Raw genomic sequence first — 21,487 nt, forward strand, 5'->3', positions numbered from 1 at the left:
TATCCTGACGCAGGATCGTTCCACTTTACCGCCACGGAGGGACCACATGGCGCGCCGTATTTGTTTGCTTCTGCTTCTGCTTTGCTGTGCAATTCCGGCCCAGGCCGAAAACCGCGACTTCGGCCAGTTCAGCGCGGATCTGCCCGACGGCTGGGACGGACAGGAACGCACGGCCTTCAGCACCGGCAACCAGGATGAATACATGCTGGTGCTGGGCAAGCAGGATCAGGAACAGGAACGCTTTCTGGCCCAGATCAGCATCTATCTGCTGCCCAACACGCCCAAGTCCACGGCCGAAGACTTCGCCCGCAAAATGACCGAACTGCAGGGCGACACCTCCGAACCCAGTCAGGAAGGCCGCTTCTGGACGTTCAGCGGCGTGCCGCGCAACCAGACCGTCAAAGGCCAGGCTGTCACCAGGGTCGCCGCCACGCCGGAACGGATTCTGATCATCATCGCCCAGGATCCGGATCAGATCGGCGCGGACAAGGTCGTGGACAGCCTCAGGGGCGTGACGCCCGAGGCCAGGGCCATACTGGGAAGATAACAGGTCGGCAGTCAGCCGCCAGCCGCAGTTAGTGAAAAACAGGCGGATGCGGAACAAGGCTGCACCGGAAGAGTGCTTCCTTGCTCCGCATCCGCCTGTTGCCGCGTCCGGCGGCCCCTATGCGTCGTGCCAGCCCAGAAACATCTTGTAGGCCGGATTGTCCGACTCATCCACATGCGGGTAGCCCATGCGCTCCACCCGCGCCAGGAAGTCCTCAAATGCCTCGCGCTGGTCCTCGGGCGCGTCAAAGCCCACCAGCACCCGGCCGTAGTCGGCCCCGTGATAGCGGTACTGGAACAGGGTGATATTGAATTCCACGCGCATGGCGTCCATAAAGTCCAGCAGCGCGCCGGGCCGTTCCGGGAAGGCGAAGCGCAGCAGGCGCTCGTTGGCGACCTGCGGCGCGTTGCCGCCCACCATATGCCGCAGGTGCAGCTTGGCCAGTTCGTTGTCGCTCAGGTCGCTGGCGCTGAAACCCTGTTCGCGCAGATCGGCCAGCACCTCGGCAGCGTCCCCGCGCCCCTTGATCTTGATGCCCACCAGCACCCGGGCCTTTTCCGGGTCCGCAAAACGGGTGCACAGTTCGGTGATGCTGCGTTTGCCGATGGCCGCGCAGAGATGGCGGAAGCTGCCCACCTTTTCCGGAATGGTCACGGCCAGCAGGGCCTCGCGTTCCGCGCCGATTTCCGAGCGGTCCACCACATGGCTGAGGCGGTCGAAATTCATGTTCGCGCCGCTGACGATGGCGACCAGAGTGGCGTCCTTGACTCCGCCGGCGGCGACATAGGCCCGCAGACCGGCCAAAGACAAGGCTCCGGCGGGTTCGGCCACCACGCGGGTGTCCTCGAAAATGTCCTTGATGGCCCCGCAGATGGCGTCGGTGTCCACAGTGATGATGTCGTCCAGCAGGTCACGGCAGAGAGAGAAGGTTTCCTCGCCCACCAGCTTCACGGCCACTCCGTCGGCAAACAGGCCCACCTCGCTGAGTTCCACCGGGTAACCCGCCATGATGGAGCGGCGCATGGCGTCGGAATCCACAGGCTCCACGCCGATGAGCCGGATATCCGGACGCAGATGCTTGATGTAGGCGGCCACCCCCGCAGCCATGCCGCCCCCGCCGATGGGCACGAAGACCGCGTGGATATCGTCCGGGTGCTGGCGCAGGATTTCCATGCCGATGGTGCCCTGCCCGGCAATCACGTCCGGGTCTTCAAAGGGAGGGATGAACACCGCGCCGCTTTGGCGGATAAGGTCCTGGGTATGCCGCCAGGCGTCGCTGAAGGACTCGCCGGAAAGCACCACCTGCCCGCCCAGCCGCCGCACCGCCGAAATCTTGATGGCCGGGGTGGTCACGGGCATGACGATCGTGGCCTCACAGCCCAGGCGCTGGGCCGAGAGGGCCACGCCCTGGGCGTGGTTGCCCGCCGAGGCGGCGATGACGCCGCGCCGCAGTTCCTCGGGCGAAAGGCGGGCCATCTTGTTGTACGCGCCGCGCAGCTTGAAGGAAAAGACCGGCTGCAAATCCTCCCGTTTGAGCAGCACCTTGTTGCCCAGCCGCCGCGACAGGCTCACGGCCTCGTCCAGGGGCGTTTCCACCGCCACGTCGTAGACGCGGCTCAAAAGAATGCGGTTCAGATAATCGCTGTGATCGTGCATGGATATGTCCTCGACTGGGTAAAAACCGCGCCCGGAGGGCCGGAATCCCGCGCCGGTGGGCGGCGCGCCGGGCCGTGCGCGTAATCTTTTCTGTGTACACCCGGCGCGCGCGCTTCTCAAGCCTCAATCACGCATCACTTTTCCCCGGCACGTCAAAAGATGGGGCCGCGTCAGACGCGGCCCCACCGAGTACGGGCATCCGGCGGGGGGAGGCGAAACGGATGCCCTGATCCGCTGTGCGGATCATTGTCCGCCAGGGTCAGACGGCGAAAGGATTGTGATTCACATTATTGTATGCGGGCTGCCACCAGGATGGATGCCCGCACCAGCGGCTGCCGTTTTTCGGCAGGCCGGACTATGCCCAGAGCCTACTGAGAATAACTTGCAGTTGTTTATCCCTACCCACCTTCAACTCTTCTTCTATCTGGACTATTGTGGCGTGATATCCGCTGCAGTGCGCAACCGCCGCATACTGCGTATTTTTGCAGGTAAAAAAAATGTGAGAGTCGGCGGGCTTGCGGGAAACATGATATCCAAACATACCCAGACCGAGAATTTCCCGCCCCGTAACGGACAATGGGTGATGTTCATTATCTGATTTCACCATATCGCACAGGAACTGTTGGAGTTTTTCATCGGTGATTCCGCCGGAGCCCAATAAAATATATTCCTTCTCATTATGAATGCCGCCGAGCATCCAGCAATCGTTGGCCACAATAGTCCAGTCTTTATCGTTCATAGCCAACACTTCGCCGACCTGAACCTGATTGCTTGCCCTGAGGTCATCATCACCCACAAGGCTTATGACCTCAGGCGCCTTCATGGCAAGGGGGAAATAATTGACCGGTCCCAATTCGCTCTCCCTGTCATGCAGCCTCCCCAGATAATAAGGCGATGTTCCTTTGGCGGCATTCTCATAGAGATGCCTGCACACGGCCAGCCTCACATCACTGAGGCCGAGATCTATATCCGGGTAAATCTTTGGCAATTGCTTAAAAAAATCATTCGTTGTCATACTCATGGTTTTCTCCTTTTCTGTCACAGTGATAGCCGTATATTTGTGGAAAAACAGCCTGCCGTTCAGGCTTTCCCCCCGGCCTTCGCATACGCTTCGGCCAGTTTTTTATCGTACTGGTTCTGTGCATAGGCGGGGCCGTTGTAGCAGCGGGCGAAGGTGACCCAATCCGGCAGAGGCGCGCTGAGCGCCGCATACATTTTTTTGTTGGAGCGGATGAAGGCGCAAAAGGCCGCCAACTGCCCGGCCGCCGTCTCCTGGCTCTTGACGAAGTCTTCCACTCCGGCGCAGCCGCAGGCCTTGCAGTTGTTGCCCATAATCTGGAACGCCCCCCAGGAGGCCGCGCTCAGAGCCGCTTCGCGCTGAATGGCGCAGGCGCGCTCCAGGCGCTCATACTCGCCCGCGCCGCCCCTGTAGAAAGCCTTGGTCCATTTTTCATAGAGGATGTCCGGACACGCACGATCCTTGGCCAATACCACCGGGTCCAGGCCTCTGGCCTTCAGTTCGCGCCAGAAGATGTGGCCCTCGAACAGTATCTTGGGCCGCCCGTCCGCAAGGAAGCCGTCGCCCGCCGATTCCACCCGGCAAACCGCCCGGATGCGCGCCTCTTCCACGCCCAGCTCCCGCGCGGCTGTGGCGTAATCCTGATCCTTCAGCATCTTGTCTTGTGTCTCCATGCCTGACTCCTTACTTATTCACCGGCGACAGTTCGGTATCGCCATCTTGAAGACAAAACCTCCCGCCGTCCCACATAACCTGATAGACGACCGTATTGCGCAAGGTCCCACGCTCGAAGAACGTGATGACGCTGTACACGCCATCCGCCTCAGCTTTGATTCCCACATAGTTGTCGCCGGAACCGAAGCACCAGCCTTTATCGCCTGTTTTCACTACATTCCTCAGGTGATACATATCCGTATCCGGACCGGCCAGCACAGAGAAAGGCATGGAACTGGGATCCCCGGACTGGAAACGAACACAGATATCTTTCTCTCCCGCCCCGGCGGCCCCGGCGGCCGGAACCAGGCCGCCGGACAGCGCCAGACAGAGCAAGAGCGCGGCCAACAGCGGGAAAGGCATTCGTTTGAGCATACTTCTTCCTCCTGGGGCGGGCGTTTTGCCGCCCGCCCTGTTTGTACTTCGTGGCTACGGCTTGCCCAGTTCCGCAGGCGCGGGTCCGGCCTGGCCGTTTTCAAGCGTCAGGACCAGGCGGCGGTCCGCTTCGCTCCCGGCGGCATTCTCTCCGGCGTACTTGTCCTCCACGGCCTTGTAGGACGCGCCCGCCGCAAAGGCTTCGGCGGCGAAGATCGTGCACAGGCTGCGGCCGCTGGTCTTTTTTTTGGCCAACACGGCCACCCGGCCGGTACCGGCCGGTATGATCCAGGCGCCGCCCTCCTGCTTCGCGCTTTTGAAGACGGCCAATACGGCATTGCGGTTGACCAGCACGTCCGGGGAGGACAGATTTTCGTTATCCAGGCTAAGCCCTATGCTGATGTCCTTTGCGATGGTGTTCATATTCATTGCTCCTTGGTTGAGGGTTGAGCGGCGGCCGGTTCACGGTGCACAAGTTTGCCGTCAATGTAGACGCGGGGCACCGCCCGGCCCGCCACCAGAAAAACCACAGTCCGCACCCGGACGGGGAAGATCAGCCACCAGGGCCGCTTCAACCTGACCGGCTGCCGCCGCCAGTCCGCGCCTTCACGCCAGCCGGGCAGAAAGCAGGCCAAACGCGCCCGCAGCAAGGCGGGGCTGAACGGGCCGGACAAACGCGGCAGACCGGACAACAGCGCGTCGGCCAACTGGCCCAGGCACGGTTCAGCGCGCATCGTCATCCATCCAGAAGGGTTTGCGCTTGAAGCCCACATGATAGACTGTCCATTGCAGCACCACCTGATGCTCGCCGAGTTGGAGCAGCGTGAAATTTTTCTCCGAACCCACGATGCGCCCTTTGGGCGCTTCGTTCAGGCAGCGGTTGAGAAAAGCCACGGCTCGCTCCACTTCTTCTGGCTCGCGGAAGCGGTTGGGATTGTCGTTGCCCACCACCACGCGCTTGAGAAAGCCTACTTCCGACATATCCAGCATGATCTTCCTCCGCCGGGTTTCAGAATCCTCGGTTATGCGGCCGCTTCAGCAACAGGACGGCTCTCGGCCTCCAGCGGAGCGGCGACGGCGCCGCCCGGTAGCGACGCGGGCTTCGGGGCTTCCACCGAGCGCGGGCCGACGGCGCTCTGAAGGATGTCCAGTACGCGGGACAGGCCTTCAGGCATGCCGGTATCCTCGGCCAGCACCTGAACGTGGTATTTGGCGGAATTGTCCGAGGAACGCGTATTTTCCTTATGGGACGAAATAGAGCCGTTGATCTTCACGTCCATGTGGAAGGGACCGATCTTGAGACCGGCGTTGGCCTCCAGACTGCCGCTCTTGTCCGAACTCTCCTTGGAGGAGAAGGAAGATTTCACTTCCATGTCAAAGGTGATGTCCACCTTGCGCACGGAGAGCGACGGCACATTCAGGATGGCCAGCAGCGGCACGGAGAGGTTGACCTTTTCCTCCTGATAGGCCGCCGCTCCGTCCTCGCCGGACTGACCGGCGGGCCGGGTGAAGCTGAAAGCCACCTGGCGCGCCTGGGACACGCCGTCCACGTCCACCAGCCCCACGTTCTGGATAAAATCCGCCGTGGCTTTGGCCAGCAGCACCTGGGCTTCGCAGGCCGCCTGCAGGGGGCCACCGATCAGATCCTTCATGGGCAGGCCCTTAAATTGGTCAGTAATCTCACTCATGGGACACTCCTTTGCGTTGTGAATCACGGCCCCCGCCGTCCAACGGCGGCGCTGTGATCCGTTTATGGGCTGTCTGAGCCGTTCACGGTCTGTCCGTGACCTCCCCCAAGGCGTTCCGTTGCCGCCCCCGCGCCGGACGGCAGCAATGATTTATTCAGCGTCCGCAGTGGCGGCGGCGCGGGCCGGGCCGTTTTCAGCGGACGCGTCCGGCGGGTCGAAATTGCCGCCCTGCTGCTGTGAAAGCAGGGTCAGCAGGCGGGTATAGCCGTCCCGCGGTTCCACGCCCCGCACCTTGAGTCTGATATGCAGCGCGCCCGGCGCGCTCTTGCCGCCGGGGGCCGAAGTGTCCACCAGAATGTCCTTGGGCGTGCGGTAGGTCATGGCCCCGGAAGAAGCGTCTTTTTTGATGTCCATAAAACGCATCTGGGGCGGCAGTTCCCTGCCGGATTCGAATTCCACGTCCCCGAGGCCCACCTGAAAATCCAGCTCCGCGCTGCTGATGCCCAGAATCTGGGGCGCAACCAGCGAAAGCAGCGGCGCGTGGTATTCGGTGAGCGCATCCTCCTCCGCGCCCGGCGCGGGCAGGCGGAATTTCATGGTTCTGGGCGTGGCGTCGCCGTGCAGAAAATCCCGAAGGTGCTTGAGTTGCAGCCAGTCGATGCCGTTCTGCGCGCCCACCAGGGCGCCGGCCACGGCCTCCAGTAAAGATTTGAGTGCTATCATCCGCCGCATGATTGAAACCCCGGTTTTTATCCTGTTCCGGAGCGCGCGCCGCAAAAAAGCCCGGAACGCGCCTGCACGCATTCCGGGCTTTTTCATTGTTGAAACGGAGAAGTTATTCCGCTTCAGAAAATATATGGGTCAATTAATATTTTCGATATTCAATAAAAAAAAGGAGTCCACAATAATATATTTTTCATGCAATCAATATTTAATTGTATAATACAATATATATCATTTTTATAACATCATAAAAACCCCCGTTTTTATTTTGTTGTTGTCATTCTCAACAAATTTCTTCGATACTGTCAACAAAAATTTTATATTTCGGCAGCCATTGAATATATTTTTCCTTATAACTATCCCCAACTCCGAAGCGTTCACGCATCCGGGGCGCCCGCGAGGCGTTTTTTTCCGCTTCCCAACGCCGTAAGGCCCGCGCCACCTGGCAGGCCGACCAGCAGCCCCGACCCGATGGCGTGGGAAAGACATGGCCCAGTTCATTGAGCTGGCGCGCTATATCCGCCAGCGAACAGCCCCGGGCCAGCCATTTCTCCGCATAGCTGGCCGGAGCCTGGGCCCGCTCCAGAGCCTTTTTTTCACGCATCAGTCTGGCCGCCGCCCGCGCCACGCTGAGATCCGCGCCCTTTTCCCGGCCGTTGATCTTCTGCCTGCCTTCGCGGCGGCGTTTGGCCTCCAGGGCGGATCTGGTGCGGATGCTGATCAGTTCCCGCTCCCGTTCGGCCAGCGCAAACAGGATAGTCAGCGTAAAGCGGTCCGTGCCGGGGCAGTCGCAACAGACCAGCCGTCCGCCTAGGGAGTCCAGAATGCTCAAGGCATCCTGAACGTTGCGGGACAGGCGGTCCGCCTTGGCCACCACCAGCCCGGCCTTCAGGCGGCGGCAATGCTCAAGCGCCAGATGGAGCTGTGCCCTGTTGACCATGCTTTTGCCGGAAGCAATATCCACATAACTCGCCAACACGGCGTTGCCCGCGAAATGCCGCACAATGGCCCGTTGCGCGTCCAGGCCCAGACCGCTCTCACCCTGCCGTTTCGTACTGACCCGATAATACGCCACATACTGCATGCATGATCCTCCCGCTGCGCACCTGATCCGCCCCCCAGGGCCGCGCCGCCCGATTTGCCACGCCGGGATCATAGGCCGCATGTAAAAAGCGGCCGCGTGTTCGCGGCCGCTTTTTACATGCGGGCATGGCGGCGCTCCTCGCCGGAATCAGGCGGCGGGGCCGCCCGCCGGGCGGGGCCGGGGCAGCAGAAACCTGCCCTGGAGAATGCGGATCAGCGTGCCGATGATCAAAAGTCCGATGACCAGATTGGAAAAGATGAAAATGGGCCAGCTCAGCAGGGCGATGGGGCTGTTCGGATCGTGCGCCAGAAAACGCAATGCGGATGCGGACAGGGCGGAAATGCCGAAGGAGAAGCTCCAGAAGGAAGGAGAAAAAGGCTGTTCAAATGTCCAGACCAGCAGCCGGGCCAGGAAGATCAGTTGCAGCAGGCCGTAGCCGAAAAGCACCTGGGCGAAAATATCCGCCACCCCGCCGTTAACCGACAGGTAGGCCGTACAGGCCACCAGGGGCGGAGCGAGCTGAATGCCGATGGTCGGGCGCACCGGCTTGGGCAGTTCGCCCAATGTGCGCAGGCGCGCGAGAATCACGGGCTCCAGGCTCAGCCAGGAAAAAATGCCCGCTCCCAGGAAGAGAAAGCCCCAATGGCCGTAGCCCAGGCTGCCCAGCGCAATGGCGCTGATCAGGTTGCTGGCCACCGTGGGCAGATACACGCCCGGCGTGGTGGCTTCCGGCGTGTGCCGCCCCCGCCAGAGTCCGGCGCTGCGGTAGGCGGCAAAGGCCAGCTGCCCCACCGTGCCGAGCACGATCAGCCAGAAGGCCGGCGGTCTGGCGTAGGGAGCCACGGCCACGCCCACCAGCATGGTGGTGGCGGGAAAAAGGCTGATGAAGCAGCACTGAATGGGGTCCCGCACCTCGGCCAGCGCCGCCGCGCGGCGGAACAGCCATTTATAGATGAACACGCAGGTCAGGACCAGCCAGACAGCCACGCCCAGAGCCATCAGGCATTCACCCGCCACGGCGGGCAAGGCCCAGTGCGCCGCGGCGAAACGCCAGGCCGACCCCATGCCGATGATGCCCAGCACCATGCCGAAATACGCGGCCGGGATGGGGAAATACCCGTCCAGCGGCGTGAGAGCCCGTTCCGCCATATCCGCCTCCATGTATCTTAAAGATTATCCTTTCTGATAAGCCAGGCATGCGCTTATGGCAAGACGGACAAAAAAACGCCGCGCCCCGCCGCAATCACCTCTGAACAGGACGCGCCCCCCGTCCGCTTCGCAAGTGGGGACAGGGGGCGCGTCATACGGCAAGGCAAGGTTGTTTTCTATCTGCCGGGCGTGATGCGGAAGGAGTTGCTGATATCCGCGAGATCCCGGCGGACTTCCCCGGGCAACTCCCGGTACGGCTGCATGGCTGTTCCCGGATACCCTTCCGTGATCACGGCCAGGGCCCGTTGGTGCGTCAGGCCGAAGCGGCGCAGATCCGGCGGCGCGGGCAGCAGGGTGCGCCCGAAGGAGCTGGGCGCGCCGTCCGGGCCGTGGCAGACGGAACAGGTGTTCGCCCAAGCCGCCTTGGCCGCGGGACCGGGTTCATGCGCGGGCTGGGTAGCGGCCGCGAACATGGAGAAGCGTCTGGAAAGCGTATCCAGAAGCCGGTCCAGCTTTTCCCGGTCATAAAGACGGAAATAGGGCATGGCCGATCCCGGCGTACCCTCTTTCAGAATGCCGTAGACATAGTCCCGGTCCGCCCGGATGGCGGCAAGATCGGCGGCGGGCACCAGCAGACGCCCGGCGGCCGGGCCGTCTCCGCGTCCGGCCGCGCCGTGGCAGGGCAGGCAGGCGCCGTCGTAGATGGTTTCGCCATTGTCATAGACCGTAGCCAGCTTGACCGTAAATGCCTCCAGAGCCTGCTTCCGGAAGGGAGCCAGGGCCTTGGAGCGCTCTTCGCGCGCGGCTGCGGCCTGGGCATGGCCCGGCGCCAGCACCTGATCCTGAAGAAACTGACGGGCCACCAGCATGGCGGCGAAGATCACCGGCAAAAGGACCAGCAGAACGCGCGGCCCGATGACCGGCGGCGCGGCTGCGGAGCGCAAAGCCCGGAGCGCCAGCATGGCGGCGGCCGCCCCCACGGTCACGGCCCAGATGACGGGCCAGTTCAGGTCCGCGCCCACGGAGAACAGCAGGGGAATGCCGATGATCACCTGGGCCAGCGTCGCGCCGAACAGCCAGTTGCGCAGGCGTGGCGCTTTTTCCGGGTGCTTTCTGGTAGAAAAGAAGAGGTGAAAGGCCGCGCCGAAAACCAGCGCCGCTCCCAGCACATGCAGGTAACGCAACAGCCAGTGCGCCGCGAACGCGCCGTCCGCACTGAACCCTTCGGCCGCGAAGCGGGGCCAGAGCGCCTGTCGCTCCATCAGCGCCAGGGCTCCGGTGAAGATGGCCGGCACCGTGAGCAGCGCGCCCACGCCTAGAATCCCGCAGATGAACGCCAGCCACGACCTGCCCGCCAGATTGTGCCCGAAGGCGTCAATGAGCAGGAAAGCGACGATCAGCAAAGGAATCACGGCCAGCCAAGCATAGGAGAACAGCCCCGTGGCCGTAAAGAAGGCGTAGGAATAGCGCACCTGGACGATGAGCAGCGGGGCCACACCCAGCACGACGGCCAGGCTTTTCAGGCCCAGATGCGTGTGCACGACCTCCTTGTTCCAGAGCCGGGAATCGTCGCTCCCCTCCCCGGCGAGCCATTGTTGCAGGAAGAACAAAAGACCCAGCAGCGCTGTTCCGAGCATGAGCAGCACAAAGAACAGATGCAGGCCGAAACTGATGAAAAGCAAGCCGTTCTGCCAGGATTCCGGCAGGGGCATTCTGAGAAAAAGATCGTTCCATTCAGTCATGTCTACTTCTCCCTGGGGTCCAGTTGATGAAGGCGTGAATCCCGGTTGGCCAGCGTATAGAGATAGCTGGCCAGAAGCAGACGTTCCTGATCGGAACCGCTGAACGGCGTCATAAACGGCGCCAGATTCTGGGTGATGCCGGTGATGGCGTTGATGCCGTCCAGCGTGCGCCCGGCAAGACGCTCACGGATGCCGTTGATGCCGTCTTCGGTATGGCAGACGCCGCAATTGGCCGCGAACAGGGCACAGCCGTCCCTGCTTTCCGGCGACAGCCCGGCGGCGTTGTTGATCCAGCGCATACGCGGCAGCAGAGCCTGATTTCCGGCGGCCAGGGCCAGATTTTCAGCCATGGGAATCTGGTTGGCGTACATGTAGCCCGGCAGCAGATAAGGACCGCGCACGAATTCGCGGATGCGCTCGAATTCCATAACCAGCCCCACGCAAAGAATGACGGTGGGGATGCACAGCAGTCGGCACAGCCATTTCCGCCGCAACAGGGCCGTCAGGGCCGTGGTCAGGATGCAGAGCGCGGCCAGGCCATTGAGCGCGGGCAGCAGGTGCGGCGACTGCGACAGATACGAGGTGGCCGCCGCGAACTTCCAGTGGGTGAGATAGGTCTGCGGCACCCTGGAAAAGTAGACAAAGGCGCAGGCCGCCGTGATCAGGGACGCGCCCAGAAAAACCGCGCCCGTCAGGCGCAGGGCCCGGCGGCGTTCCTCTCCGGCCCCGGTGAAGCGCCAGGCGATCCAGGCCAGCAGGCAGAGCGCGCCGAGGCTCAGGCCACCCGCCACGCGCAGGAAGAACTGCGGAAGGAAGGTGGGGTTGAAATAGGCCTCGCGGAAGGTCTGGCCCCAGGGCCAGCCGTCAGGCGTGAGCATGAAGCCGAGAATGCCCGAAATCAGAAAGGCCGAACTCACGGCCACGGCCACGTACCCCCAGCCCAACGCAACGAGAACGCCGGGCCGGTCCTGGGCCAGCCGATCCCAGAGGTAGTAGTAGACCAGCAAAAGCGCCACTTCAGTAGTGAACGCGCCCCATTCAATGAACCAGGGCCAGAAAAAGAGGTGGATCAGCGAGCCTATGCCCTCAGGAGCCAGCGCGCCGGTGATGAACCAGATGCCCACGCCGGTGACCGCGCCGATGGAGGTGGTGACCACCACGACCGGTCCGAGCAGGCTGCGGCTGATCCGCGCCCAGGACGGGCCTTTGCCCAGCCAGGTCAGCGTCTGGAAAAGAACGAGCATGCTCATCAGGCCGATGGCCAGGCCGTGACTGATGAGGACGTGTAAAACGGCGTCAAGGGCGATGGTCATGCCGTCGCCGAGGCCGGGAATGTGCAGGATGGGAAAGATCATGGCTCACTTTCCCTCCGGCAGAGGAATCACCCGCTTGATCTTGTCGGGACCGGCGGACACGAATTGGGGCCGGGGCCGGGCGTTGACGAAACCGGTCACGTCAATGGCCTGCTCCTGCGTCAGCGAAGGCGCGTTTTTGGGCATAAAGCGCCAGGCGAAAACGGAAAAGGTGCTGACGCGGTGCATGCCCGCCCCGTCGTTGTAGGAACCCTCGCCCCAGAGCGGCGGTGCGATAGGCGTGCCCTGGCCCGCGTCGCCGTGGCAACGCGCGCAAACATCCGCGTAGACCTTGCCGCCGTTGCCCAGATCGGCTTTGTGCGGATTGCCGAGATCGGCGGGCAGAGCCCAGGGCAGCTTGGAGTAAATGGGAATGTCCTTGGATATCCACTGCATATAGACCAGCAAAGACTGCATGACCTGGCTGTCCAGAGCCGGGGCCACGCCGTTCATGCTGCGTTGGAAACAGTCCTGCACGCGCATGGCCAGGTCCACGGTATAATCCTGGCGGCCGCGAAAACGCGGGTACGTGGCGCCCACGCCCACCAGCGAAATGGTGTTCAGACTTCTGCCGCCGTCAAAATGGCAGCTGGAACAGGACAGATCATTCTTGGAATACTCTCCGGCGTATTTTTTCGTCTCGGTCATAATTTTGTAGCCGAGCATCACTTCCGCGCGGATGTTTTCCGGCGCGTCCTCGGGGCGCGGCGGGTTGAAAAAAGGCCTGGCGGACGGCGGCGCGGCGCTCTGCTTCACCGCCGCGTCTTCCTGGGCGAGCCGCTTGGTCGCAAGCGTGGAGCGGAAAAAAGTCAGCAGCCAAACGCCGAACACGAGCAAAAGTATTGCCAGCGCAAGGGCAAAATAAATATTACGGTTTTTCATTGTCACTCCATTTCATGGAAATTATGGCGGACTGCGAATCCGCCACAGGGGGGGAAAGTGTAAATCGAAAGCGGCTCCGTAAGAGATAAGAGTCGGTTGAGGTGAACGATATTCTGATATTTTTATAAAAATTTCAGCACATTAGAATAATTCACAGTGTGAATATTCTATATAGGGGGTACCATAACGCATCGGGAAGTCAACATGGATACCCCCGATATGGCGGTCCCTCCCTGAACGACGGGGGCTCCGGACGGCGAAAATCGGGCCCGGATGCCGGGCCCACGACCTGAAAACGCACGCGCCAGCCGTTGCGGCATCCGCAAGCAGCGGCCGCTGGAAAAAGGAGTGGATTTATTATTGAAAAAGTGTATGCTTCTCATTAGCTGAAATGGATGTGCACCATGTCCACGAAAGCGCCGCCGGACACGCAATTCAAAGCCAATACCCAGCTCCGTGTCCGGTTTTTCCGCCGTTGAAGGCCCCTTTCAGGCCTCCGGCGTCTACATAAGGAGAATTTTCACATGACGACCAACACTTCCATTCTGGAACAACTCAGCCCCCGGAACAGCATTCTGCTGATGATCGACCTGCAGCCGCAAATGGCCTTCGGCGTCGCCAATATCGACCGCCAGGAACTGAAGAACAACGCCGTGGCCCTGGCCAAGGCGGCCAAGGTTTTCAACGTGCCCACCTTCATCACCAGCGTGGAAACGGAAAGCTTCAGCGGCTTCACCTTCCCGGAAATCACCAGCATCTTTCCCGAGGCTGACGTTTACGAACGCACCAGCATGAACTCCTGGGACTCCAAAAAGCTGCGCGACGACATCAAGGCCGTGGGCCGCAAAAAACTGGTCATGTGCGGCCTGTGGACCGAAGTCTGCATCAACACGGCCTGCAACTCCGCCATGCTGGACGGTTTTGAACCCTACATCGTGGCCGACGTCTGCGGCGCCACCAGCAAAATGGCCCAGGAATACTCCATGCAGCGCATGATCCAGGCCGGGGCCCATCCGGTCACCTGGCAGCAGGTCATGCTGGAATGGCAGCGTGACTGGGCCAAGCGCGACACCTACGACGCGGTCATGGACATCGTCCGCACCCACAGCGGCGCTTACGGCATGGGCGTGGATTATGCTTACACCATGGTTCACAAGCAGCCCCAGCGCGGCCAGTGGAAGGGCAAGATAGTCAAGGCCCCCACCCAGCTCTAAGCTTTACGCGCATCTCGCATTCATGCGGGCCGGAACCCTGCCGCGGTTCCGGCCCGTGTCTTTTCACGCCCCCCCCCTAACAGTCGTTTCCGGCAAAGAAGCATATATGACCGCAGCCGATCTCATTCTGTACAACGGCGATATCCACACCATGGACCGCCAAAAGCCTCTGGCCCGCGCCGCAGCCGTCAAGGCGACCGCTTTCTGGCCGTAGGCGACGACTAAGGACGTCCTGCGCCTGGCAAACTTGAAAACCACAGCCGTCGAGCTGCGCGGCCGCGTTCTGATCCCCGGCCTCAACGACTCCCATCTGCATTTGATCCGGGGCGGCCTCAGCTACAACCTGGAGTTGCGCAGGGAGGACGTGCCCTCTCTGGCCGACGCCCTGCGCATGCTCAAGGCCCAGGCGGAGCCACTCCGACCCCGCAATGGGTGCGCATGATGGGCGGCTGGAGCGCATTCCAGTTCGCCGAACGCCGCATGCCCCCCTGGACGAAATCAATACTGCGGCCCGGAAATGGAAGGCGAACTGCAGGTCGTGGTCCGGCTGCTGGCGGCGTCATCTGGCGTTTTTTGCTGCTTGCGTACTGGAGTACGCTCCGCGCAAAAAGCGCCATCTTCCTTGTCTGCGCCGAAAAATCTTATTTTTTGGCTCTGTACTATAAAAGGGTTTATGGATGGTTCGGAAGGTTATTTTTCTTGGAAAATATAACCTCAAATACCCAAACTCTATTAATAATATTAAATCATTTCAATATATTATAAAATAAACCCTTTTATAGTACAGAGCCTATTTTTTAGGATGCTCCCGACACCAATCATCCGTCTGCGCTTCGCTCCGGCGGAGCAAAGGGGCTTTGCCCCTTTTTGCCCGCTACTGAGCTATCTAGTCAATAAATAAAGATTTTTTAGATGCGTCTGCCCTGCGGCGCCTACATTGACTCCTTTTCTTTTTCCTGCCACCGTACTTTTTTGAAGGGCCGGGAAACGAAAATTCCGAGGCTGTCGCCATACCGGCTTACAGACAGCCACAGCCATGCTCCCGGCAGCAATGATGCGGCCGGGCATGCGAAAGCGTTTCCGGCCGACCGCCGGAGCCGTACTCGAAACAACAAGGGGGGCGTTGTGCGCGCCCTTTTTTATATTTTGCATATGGAGCAACAATGAACACGACTGACATTTCCGACGCTCCCGTCTTTTCCTTCCGCCGCATGGGCGGACTGGATCAGGTGCTGTTACGCACGGACGAGGAATGGCGGCAACTGGGTCAACTGGACCCCAAAGTCTGGATGGCGCTGAGCTGCCCCACGCGCGGGCTGGAATTCGACGCCCGCACCCTGACCCTGCTGGATACGGACCAGGACGGGCGCATCCGCTCGACGGACGTTCTGAACGCCGTGGCCTGGGTCTGCGAGCGGGTCAGGCATCCTTCCCGGCTCACGGAGCCCAATACGGGCCTGCCGCTGGACAATCTGCGCGACGACACGCCCCTGGGCGCGGAACTGCGGGCCGCCGCCCGGCTGGTGCGGGAAAAAAGCGGACAGACCGACGCCGGGGAGATTTCTCCGGAGCAGGCCGGCGCGGCTCTGGCCGCCGTCACGGACTACGCCTTCAACGGCGACGGTGTGGTACCGGCGTCTTCCGTGGACAAGGACGACGAGCAGACCGCCCGCTTCATCCGTCTGGGTCTGACCGTGGTGGGCGGCAAACGCGACGATTCAGGGCAGCCCGGTCTGGATTCCGCCCTGGCCGGACTCTTTCTGGAACGGCTGCGCTCGGCCCGCGCGTGGCGGCAGAGCGTACATCAGGCGGATCTGCCGCTGGCGCACGAAACCTCCGCCGCCTGGAGCCTGCTGCAACGTCTGAGACCCAAAATCGACGACTATTTCAACCGCTGCCGCATGGCGGCCTTTGCCCCGCAGGCCTTGGCGGCCCTGAACGAGGATGCGGAGCTCACCCCCTCGGACGAGGGCGGACAGGCCCTGTTTTCCCTGGAGGCCCTGGCCCGCCTGCCCTTGGCCAGGGTGGCCCCGGACCAGCCACTGCCCCTGGCGCGCGGCGTCAATCCGGCCTGGGGCGACGATCTGGACGCTTTCCGCCGCCTGCTGGCTCCACTGATTCACGAAGACGGAGAAAATGGAGACGGCGAACATGGCGGAGCCGTCCCGGCGGACAGCCTGAACGAAAAAAACTGGCGGGCCATTCAGGAGCGCTTTGCGCCGTATGCCGAGCTGCTGGCCCGGAAGCCCGGCTACGAGCGTCCGCCGGATGACGCCAGACGCGCGGAATTTCCCGGTCTGCCGCCTCTGGCCCTGGCCGGGGAGGACGATCCCCTGCAACGCGACTTTCTGCCCGTGGCCCCGGAAGAAGCCCTGGACAGCCTTTCCTCCGCCGAGCTCGACGCCCTGCTGGACGGCGGCGCGGAGCACGCCTTTGCCGACTATGTGCGCCGGGATCTGGCCGCGCCGCGCATGGCCGCCGTGCGCGATCTGGAAAAGCTGACCCTGCTGCACGTTCATCTCTACACCCTGCTGATGAACTTCGTTTCATTCGCGGATTTTTACGACCCGGAGCGCCAGGCCATATTCCTGGCGGGCACCCTCTATCTGGACAGCCGGGCCTGCTATCTCTGCGTGCCGGTCACGGATCTGGACACCCATGTGCGGCTGGCCGCGCAAAGCCATCTCTGTCTGGTCTACTGCGAATGCCGCCGCACCAGCGGCAGCGGCGAGGAAAAAACCAGTCTCATCGCCGCGGCCCTGACCGCGGGCGGCACCGACGCCCTGATCGAAGGCCGCCACGGCATTTTCGTGGACAACGCGGGCCGGGACTGGGACACCAGCATGCTCCGCCTGGTGCGCAATCCCATCAGTCTGCGCGAGGCCATGTGGGCCCCGTATCTGCGCTTCGGCGCCATGGTGGGCGAACAGCTGCAAAAACTGGTGGCCGCCAAGGACGAGGCCATCACCAAGGCTTCCAGCAAGGCCGTCAGCGTTCTGGACAAAGATTTCAAGGCTGACGCCTCGTCCACAGCCGCCGGGGCTCCGCCCAAGGCCACATTTGATTTCGCCAAAGGCGCGGGCATCTTCGCGGCCTTCAGTGTGGGCATCAGCGTCGTCAGCGCGGCCTTCGCCTATATCGCCAATTCCATCTTTTCCCTGGGCTGGTGGTGGCCCGTGGCTTTGCTGATTCTCTTTGTCTGCATTTCCGGGCCGTCCATGCTGCTGGCCTGGTTCAAATTGCGCCGCCGCAGCCTGGGCCCCCTGCTGGACGCCTCGGGCTGGGCCGTGAACAACGGCGCTCCCATCAACATGACCATGGGCGCGGCCCTCACGGCCGTGGGGCAATTGCCGCCCGGCGCGCATCATTCTCTGGACGATCCCTACAGTCTGCACGCGCAACTGCGGCGTAAAAAATATCCGGCCTGGCTGCCGGCGGCGGGCCTGACCGCCCTTCTGCTGCTGGCGGCGGGTCTGGCATTCTGGTTCTGGAAGGAAGGCGCGCCTGTCTGGTTGCAGCAGTGGCTGCCCGCGGTGAAAAAATGACGATAAACAGCGCTTCCCGCGTTTATTCAAAAAAATTCCGGCACATGCCTGATGTGTAACGCTCCGGAGAAAAAAATATTGATTCTGGGCGCGGTCCTGCCCGATGTTTCAGAGGCTGGACTGCGCGCTCTGTGTCGGATATGGGAAGCGACGCTGATCCCCCGGCTTGCGCCGGAGCAACTGCGCCATCTCCGGCGCTTCGCTCCGGAGGGAGCGGCCCTGTCCGCGCGCGCCTCTCGCCTGCTGGCGCGCCTTCTGCTGCTGCGCGGGCTTCAGATTCTGGACGGCGCATCGCGGCCCGACATCCGTCTGGACAGAGATGCATTGGGCCGTCCGCTGCTCCCCGGCTGGCGCGTAGGCTTCAGCCACAGCGGACAGGCCGCTTTCTGCGCCCTGCGACGTCGGCGGGACGGTGCTCATGAGTGGAAAAAAGGAAAACCTGAACCCGCATACGAGTCATATCCGGGCTCAGGTCGGGAAACGGGTTTGGGGCTGGACGCCGAGGCTCTGGGCAATCCGCCCCCGGCGGCGCGGGCCTTCGCCGGAGGGGCCGGACCAAGCATAACGGCCCGGGAGGCGCTACGCCGCTGGACCATCAAGGAGGCCGCGCTTAAAGCCCTGGGCACGGGCCTGACGCTTGATCCGGCTCTGATTCACAGCGGTCTGGACGGCCGACGCACGGGCCTGTTGCGCATCCAGGGCCAAAACCTGCGCTGGCGGGTTCTGGTCTGCCCCGGGCACTGGCTCTGCCTGGCGTACGGCAGAGCGGAGACGCATCCGGCGATCAGCCTGCGCTGGCTGCACGCCGCTGGAGCAATTTAAAAGTTACCTTGCCCCGGCGGCCGCAAAAGCAGCCGCCCGCCACGAAGGCGTAAGCGCAATTTGTTTGCGCTGTTAAACGCCGAAGCGGGCGTCATCAAACGTTAAGAATGTACATTCTTAACGTTCATTCTGCTCCAGGTTTGCTAACGGCTGCTGATCTTGAGTTTGCGCATTTTTGACCAGAGCGTGGTGGGCGGCAGGCCCAGAATGGCGGCCGCGCCGTTTTTGCCGCTGATGCGCCCGTTAGTGTGCTTGATGACCTGGCGGATATAGTCCGCAGTATGCTCATCCAGGCTGCGAAAGGTCTGCGGCTCACCCTGGCTTTCATCGGAGAGATAGGAATTGCGGTCATGCTCCCGGTGTTCCCCTTTCTTCTGTTCCCCCATAAGCAGGATGTCCCGCACCGCGGCCCCCAGCGGCTTTCTGATTGTTTCGCAGAGCTCCACATGATCTTGCGTATAGGAGCACTCACCGAGGCTGAACACACTGAGATATCTCAGTTCTCCATAATTTATGAAATAATCGAGCGGGACAAAAATGCTTGTGCCGGGATTGGGATGGAGCATTTTACTGACTTTTGAATACGGATATCCGGCCGACTCACTGCAGATGCGCGTCTGGTACAATGCTCCGGAGTTGGTGGTATCCAGATGCAATGCCTGCATAATATCATCAGGAATGCGCACGACATCAGGAGATGAAAACAGACCCTTATAATTTGTATGCATTGCAATCTTTGTGATCGTGCCATCCTGATACCGATAAAGCGTCAGGTATGAAAGGGGCATATGTATGGAAAAGAAGCTGTACAAATTCTTCAGCAATGTCTGTAGAGGCAAGTCTCTATAAGAAATATAGATCAGCTCATTAATCCACTCGTTCTTATCGCTTACCATTGTTCACCCTTTCCCGTGGTTATGATCCCGATTACGATCTTTCAAAACAGCACTTTTTGTAGGTATGGTATAAGGGGCGATGTTTGTCAATATCGTATTGGCTATTGCTTATTTTATCAGATAAAGTAAAAATATCGCCAACCATATTTATTTCTTAATATATCTATCAGAAAAATTGATTTTTTGAGGCCGGTGCAAAATTATCCCCGGCACATCGCGCCTTGCCAGCCGCGCCCTTTTACGGCAATCTCCCGGCCATGCCGCGTTTTCATCTGGTTTCGCTCTTCCCCGAATTCTTTGATTCCCCGCTGAGCACCGCTCTCATGGGCCGCGCCCGTGAAACCGGCGTGGTGGAATTCAGCTTTCACGACCCGCGCGCCTTCAGTGCGGACAAGCACCGCCATGTGGACGACCGGCCGTACGGCGGCGGTCCGGGCATGGTGATGCAGGGCGAACCCGTGTCCCTGGCCCTGCGCTCCATTGAGCGCCCCGGCCGGATGCTGCTCATGGCTCCGGGCGGCCGTCCGCTCAACCAGGCTCTGGCGCGCGAACTGGCCGCCGAAGAAGATCTTACCCTGGTCTGCGGCCGCTATGAAGGCCTGGACGCCCGCCTGCTCGAACTCTTCCCCCTGGAGCAGGTGAGCGTCGGCGAGGCTGTGCTCAACGGCGGAGAAACGGCGGCTCTGGCCGTCATCGAATCCGTGGCCCGCCTGACGCCGGGCTTCATGGGCAAGGAAGAATCCGGCGAGGAAGAAAGTTTTTCCCACGGCCTGCTGGAATACCCGCACTACACCCGGCCAGAAAAACTGGAAGGGCTGCCTGTGCCCGAGGTATTGCTCAGCGGGGATCACGGCCGCATCGCGGCATGGCGGCGCGCGGCGTCCCTGGCGGCCACCCTGGCCGCGCGGCCCGACTTGCTGGACACAGCCCCCCTGGACCGCGAGGACGCCCGGACCCTGGCCGCCCTGCCGCGCGAGAGGCCGGGCCGCAACCTTTCTTTCTGCCTTGTACACTATCCGGTTTTGCTTGGAGAAAAAAATTCCGGGGCTTCCTCTTTGACAAATCTGGACATTCACGATATAGCCCGAATTTCCCGCAGCTATGGGATGGGACCCTTCTATGCGGTGACGCCGCTGGAGGATCAGTTGCGGGTGCTTGAGGATATTTTGCGGCACTGGACCTGCGGCCCCGGCGGCAAGGGTAATCCGGACAGAGCCAGAGCCCTGGAGCTGGTCCGTCCGGCGGCCTCGCTGGATGAAGCCGTGGCGCGGTTGGGCGCGCATGCCGGCGCAAAGCCCAGACTGGTGGCCAGTTCCGCCGTCTGGCCCGCGCACAAGCGCGCTCCCGCGCCGCTGACGCCCGCTCAGGTGCGTGACTGGTGCCGGGACGGCCCGGTGCTGCTTTGTCTGGGCACGGCCCAGGGGCTGGCGCCGGAAGTGCTGGAACACTGCGAGGGGCAGCTGCGCCCCCTGCGTTTTTTGGGGTACAACCATCTTTCGGTGCGCAGCGCGGCCGCCATCCTGGCCGACAGAATTTTAGGCGACTACTGCTGAAAACCGCGGGCCGCACACAGCGGGCCGTTTCGCAACGACGCAACAATCCGCCCACGGGTTTGCAAGGAGTTTACGATGGACATCATCAGGAAAATCGAACAGGAAAACATGCGCATGGATATGCCCGCGTTTCGCTCCGGCGACACGGTCAAAGTGCATCTGCGCATTGTGGAAGGCGAAAAAGAACGCATCCAGGTCTTCCAGGGCAATGTGATCCGCATCAAGCGCGGCACCACCAATGCCAGCTTCACGGTGCGCAAGGTTTCCGACGGCGTGGGCGTGGAACGCATCTTCCCGATCAACTCGCCCTTCATCGACCATGTGGAACTGATCACTCAGGGCCGCGTGCGCCGCAGCCGCCTCTACTATCTGCGCGCCCTCAAGGGCAAAGCGGCCCGTATCAAGCCGCGCGGCCGCTTCTGATCGGGCTGCGCGCCTTTTGCCGCCGCCGGCGTCACCCGTCCCCGCGACTGCGCGGGCTGCGTGACGCTTACACAATCGTTCGCTTTAGCCGACAGACCGTAATA

General features: G+C 61.6%; 23 protein-coding genes. 8 read left to right on the plus strand and 15 right to left on the minus strand.

What is annotated here, in order from left to right:
- Positions 1–46: 46 nt before the first annotated feature.
- On the plus strand, positions 47–547 hold the full coding sequence (locus tag FYJ44_RS01695) for a protoporphyrinogen oxidase (RefSeq protein WP_154508535.1): 501 nt from the start codon (positions 47–49) through the stop codon (positions 545–547).
- Between the two features lie 117 nt (positions 548–664).
- Here the strand turns inward: FYJ44_RS01695 and ilvA are convergent, their stop codons facing one another.
- The 14 genes from ilvA to FYJ44_RS01765 all read right to left on the minus strand — a co-directional run bounded on the left by ilvA (position 665) and on the right by FYJ44_RS01765 (position 12,930).
- On the minus strand, positions 665–2,203 hold the full coding sequence (ilvA, locus tag FYJ44_RS01700) for a threonine ammonia-lyase, biosynthetic (RefSeq protein WP_154508537.1): 1,539 nt from the start codon (positions 2,201–2,203) through the stop codon (positions 665–667).
- Positions 2,204–2,558: 355 nt separating this feature from the next.
- Positions 2,559–3,224, minus strand: a complete 666-nt coding sequence (locus tag FYJ44_RS01705; protein WP_154508539.1) for a hypothetical protein — start codon at positions 3,222–3,224, stop codon at positions 2,559–2,561.
- Between the two features lie 59 nt (positions 3,225–3,283).
- Entirely contained in the window at positions 3,284–3,895 is a 612-nt protein-coding gene (locus tag FYJ44_RS01710) for an N-acetylmuramidase family protein (RefSeq protein ID WP_229772442.1), read from the minus strand.
- Between the two features lie 10 nt (positions 3,896–3,905).
- Positions 3,906–4,310 carry a hypothetical protein gene (locus FYJ44_RS01715; RefSeq protein ID WP_154508541.1) on the minus strand — a complete coding sequence of 135 codons (405 nt, stop codon included), beginning with the start codon at positions 4,308–4,310 and terminating at the stop codon, positions 3,906–3,908.
- A 54-nt stretch (positions 4,311–4,364) separates the two neighbouring features.
- Entirely contained in the window at positions 4,365–4,733 is a 369-nt protein-coding gene (locus tag FYJ44_RS01720) for a hypothetical protein (protein WP_154508543.1), read from the minus strand.
- Between the two features lie 2 nt (positions 4,734–4,735).
- Positions 4,736–5,044 carry a hypothetical protein gene (locus tag FYJ44_RS01725; RefSeq protein ID WP_154508545.1) on the minus strand — a complete coding sequence of 103 codons (309 nt, stop codon included), beginning with the start codon at positions 5,042–5,044 and terminating at the stop codon, positions 4,736–4,738.
- Positions 5,034–5,300, minus strand: a complete 267-nt coding sequence (locus FYJ44_RS01730; protein WP_154508547.1) for a hypothetical protein — start codon at positions 5,298–5,300, stop codon at positions 5,034–5,036. The genes FYJ44_RS01725 and FYJ44_RS01730 overlap by 11 nt, the downstream gene beginning before the upstream one ends.
- Positions 5,301–5,332: 32 nt before the next feature.
- Complete coding sequence (locus FYJ44_RS01735) at positions 5,333–5,998, minus strand: DUF2589 domain-containing protein (protein ID WP_154508549.1); 666 nt, start codon at positions 5,996–5,998, stop codon at positions 5,333–5,335.
- A 150-nt stretch (positions 5,999–6,148) separates the two neighbouring features.
- Positions 6,149–6,721 (minus strand): DUF2589 domain-containing protein, encoded by a 573-nt coding sequence (locus FYJ44_RS01740; RefSeq protein WP_195840917.1) that lies wholly within the window; start codon positions 6,719–6,721, stop codon positions 6,149–6,151.
- Between the two features lie 283 nt (positions 6,722–7,004).
- Positions 7,005–7,805, minus strand: coding sequence for a recombinase family protein (locus tag FYJ44_RS01745; protein ID WP_195840918.1), 801 nt, complete (start codon positions 7,803–7,805; stop codon positions 7,005–7,007).
- Positions 7,806–7,952: 147 nt separating this feature from the next.
- Positions 7,953–8,954, minus strand: a complete 1,002-nt coding sequence (gene tehA, locus FYJ44_RS01750) for a dicarboxylate transporter/tellurite-resistance protein TehA (RefSeq protein WP_154508555.1) — start codon at positions 8,952–8,954, stop codon at positions 7,953–7,955.
- A gap of 176 nt (positions 8,955–9,130) precedes the next feature.
- Positions 9,131–10,696, minus strand: a complete 1,566-nt coding sequence (locus tag FYJ44_RS01755) for a c-type cytochrome (protein ID WP_154508557.1) — start codon at positions 10,694–10,696, stop codon at positions 9,131–9,133.
- 2 nt (positions 10,697–10,698) lie between these two features.
- Positions 10,699–12,051: a cytochrome ubiquinol oxidase subunit I gene (locus FYJ44_RS01760; protein ID WP_154508559.1), complete on the minus strand. Its 1,353-nt coding sequence runs from the start codon at positions 12,049–12,051 to the stop codon at positions 10,699–10,701.
- A gap of 3 nt (positions 12,052–12,054) precedes the next feature.
- A complete protein-coding gene (locus FYJ44_RS01765; RefSeq protein ID WP_154508561.1) occupies positions 12,055–12,930 on the minus strand; it encodes a c-type cytochrome in 876 nt (291 codons plus the stop codon).
- Positions 12,931–13,454: 524 nt separating this feature from the next.
- Here FYJ44_RS01765 and FYJ44_RS01770 point away from each other — a divergent pair.
- The 5 genes from FYJ44_RS01770 (at position 13,455) to FYJ44_RS01790 (ending at position 18,511) form a co-directional block, all read left to right on the plus strand.
- On the plus strand, positions 13,455–14,144 hold the full coding sequence (locus tag FYJ44_RS01770; RefSeq protein ID WP_154508563.1) for an isochorismatase family protein: 690 nt from the start codon (positions 13,455–13,457) through the stop codon (positions 14,142–14,144).
- 247 nt (positions 14,145–14,391) lie between these two features.
- Complete coding sequence (locus FYJ44_RS14525; protein ID WP_229772443.1) at positions 14,392–14,586, plus strand: amidohydrolase family protein; 195 nt, start codon at positions 14,392–14,394, stop codon at positions 14,584–14,586.
- A gap of 470 nt (positions 14,587–15,056) precedes the next feature.
- Positions 15,057–15,311, plus strand: a complete 255-nt coding sequence (locus FYJ44_RS01780; protein ID WP_154508565.1) for a hypothetical protein — start codon at positions 15,057–15,059, stop codon at positions 15,309–15,311.
- On the plus strand, positions 15,308–17,689 hold the full coding sequence (locus FYJ44_RS01785) for an ABC transporter permease (protein WP_154508567.1): 2,382 nt from the start codon (positions 15,308–15,310) through the stop codon (positions 17,687–17,689). The genes FYJ44_RS01780 and FYJ44_RS01785 overlap by 4 nt, the downstream gene beginning before the upstream one ends.
- 51 nt (positions 17,690–17,740) lie before the next feature.
- The gene (locus FYJ44_RS01790) at positions 17,741–18,511 is read left to right on the plus strand and encodes a 4'-phosphopantetheinyl transferase family protein (RefSeq protein ID WP_154508569.1); all 771 of its coding nucleotides are present in this window, start codon (positions 17,741–17,743) and stop codon (positions 18,509–18,511) included.
- 143 nt (positions 18,512–18,654) lie between these two features.
- On the opposite strand, the gene FYJ44_RS01795 is transcribed toward FYJ44_RS01790, so the two are convergent.
- A complete protein-coding gene (locus FYJ44_RS01795; RefSeq protein WP_154508571.1) occupies positions 18,655–19,407 on the minus strand; it encodes a helix-turn-helix domain-containing protein in 753 nt (250 codons plus the stop codon).
- 257 nt (positions 19,408–19,664) lie between these two features.
- Between FYJ44_RS01795 and trmD the strand changes: the two genes are divergently transcribed.
- Together trmD and rplS are read left to right on the plus strand one after the other, a co-directional pair.
- Positions 19,665–20,960 carry a tRNA (guanosine(37)-N1)-methyltransferase TrmD gene (gene trmD / locus FYJ44_RS01800; RefSeq protein ID WP_154508573.1) on the plus strand — a complete coding sequence of 432 codons (1,296 nt, stop codon included), beginning with the start codon at positions 19,665–19,667 and terminating at the stop codon, positions 20,958–20,960.
- 75 nt (positions 20,961–21,035) lie between these two features.
- Complete coding sequence (gene rplS / locus FYJ44_RS01805) at positions 21,036–21,383, plus strand: 50S ribosomal protein L19 (protein ID WP_154508575.1); 348 nt, start codon at positions 21,036–21,038, stop codon at positions 21,381–21,383.
- Positions 21,384–21,487 lie beyond the last annotated feature (104 nt).

The organism is Desulfovibrio porci, from assembly GCF_009696265.1.
Classification (GTDB): domain Bacteria; phylum Desulfobacterota; class Desulfovibrionia; order Desulfovibrionales; family Desulfovibrionaceae; genus Desulfovibrio; species Desulfovibrio porci.

Coding starts and splice junctions, on each gene's coding strand:
- FYJ44_RS01790 (WP_154508569.1), top strand. CDS start 17,741: ATGTGTAACGCTCCGGAGAAAAAAATATTGATTCTGGGCGCGGTCCTG.
- FYJ44_RS01735 (WP_154508549.1), bottom strand. CDS start 5,998: ATGAGTGAGATTACTGACCAATTTAAGGGCCTGCCCATGAAGGATCTG.
- FYJ44_RS01770 (WP_154508563.1), top strand. CDS start 13,455: ATGACGACCAACACTTCCATTCTGGAACAACTCAGCCCCCGGAACAGC.
- FYJ44_RS01725 (WP_154508545.1), bottom strand. CDS start 5,044: ATGCGCGCTGAACCGTGCCTGGGCCAGTTGGCCGACGCGCTGTTGTCC.
- FYJ44_RS01715 (WP_154508541.1), bottom strand. CDS start 4,310: ATGCTCAAACGAATGCCTTTCCCGCTGTTGGCCGCGCTCTTGCTCTGT.
- FYJ44_RS01695 (WP_154508535.1), top strand. CDS start 47: ATGGCGCGCCGTATTTGTTTGCTTCTGCTTCTGCTTTGCTGTGCAATT.
- FYJ44_RS01760 (WP_154508559.1), bottom strand. CDS start 12,051: ATGATCTTTCCCATCCTGCACATTCCCGGCCTCGGCGACGGCATGACC.
- FYJ44_RS01730 (WP_154508547.1), bottom strand. CDS start 5,300: ATGCTGGATATGTCGGAAGTAGGCTTTCTCAAGCGCGTGGTGGTGGGC.
- FYJ44_RS01740 (WP_195840917.1), bottom strand. CDS start 6,721: ATGATAGCACTCAAATCTTTACTGGAGGCCGTGGCCGGCGCCCTGGTG.
- trmD (WP_154508573.1), top strand. CDS start 19,665: ATGCCGCGTTTTCATCTGGTTTCGCTCTTCCCCGAATTCTTTGATTCC.
- FYJ44_RS01755 (WP_154508557.1), bottom strand. CDS start 10,696: ATGACTGAATGGAACGATCTTTTTCTCAGAATGCCCCTGCCGGAATCC.
- FYJ44_RS01705 (WP_154508539.1), bottom strand. CDS start 3,224: ATGAGTATGACAACGAATGATTTTTTTAAGCAATTGCCAAAGATTTAC.
- FYJ44_RS01720 (WP_154508543.1), bottom strand. CDS start 4,733: ATGAACACCATCGCAAAGGACATCAGCATAGGGCTTAGCCTGGATAAC.
- rplS (WP_154508575.1), top strand. CDS start 21,036: ATGGACATCATCAGGAAAATCGAACAGGAAAACATGCGCATGGATATG.
- FYJ44_RS01765 (WP_154508561.1), bottom strand. CDS start 12,930: ATGAAAAACCGTAATATTTATTTTGCCCTTGCGCTGGCAATACTTTTG.
- ilvA (WP_154508537.1), bottom strand. CDS start 2,203: ATGCACGATCACAGCGATTATCTGAACCGCATTCTTTTGAGCCGCGTC.
- FYJ44_RS01710 (WP_229772442.1), bottom strand. CDS start 3,895: ATGGAGACACAAGACAAGATGCTGAAGGATCAGGATTACGCCACAGCC.
- FYJ44_RS01780 (WP_154508565.1), top strand. CDS start 15,057: ATGCGTCTGCCCTGCGGCGCCTACATTGACTCCTTTTCTTTTTCCTGC.
- tehA (WP_154508555.1), bottom strand. CDS start 8,954: ATGGCGGAACGGGCTCTCACGCCGCTGGACGGGTATTTCCCCATCCCG.
- FYJ44_RS01795 (WP_154508571.1), bottom strand. CDS start 19,407: ATGGTAAGCGATAAGAACGAGTGGATTAATGAGCTGATCTATATTTCT.
- FYJ44_RS01785 (WP_154508567.1), top strand. CDS start 15,308: ATGAACACGACTGACATTTCCGACGCTCCCGTCTTTTCCTTCCGCCGC.
- FYJ44_RS01745 (WP_195840918.1), bottom strand. CDS start 7,805: ATGCAGTATGTGGCGTATTATCGGGTCAGTACGAAACGGCAGGGTGAG.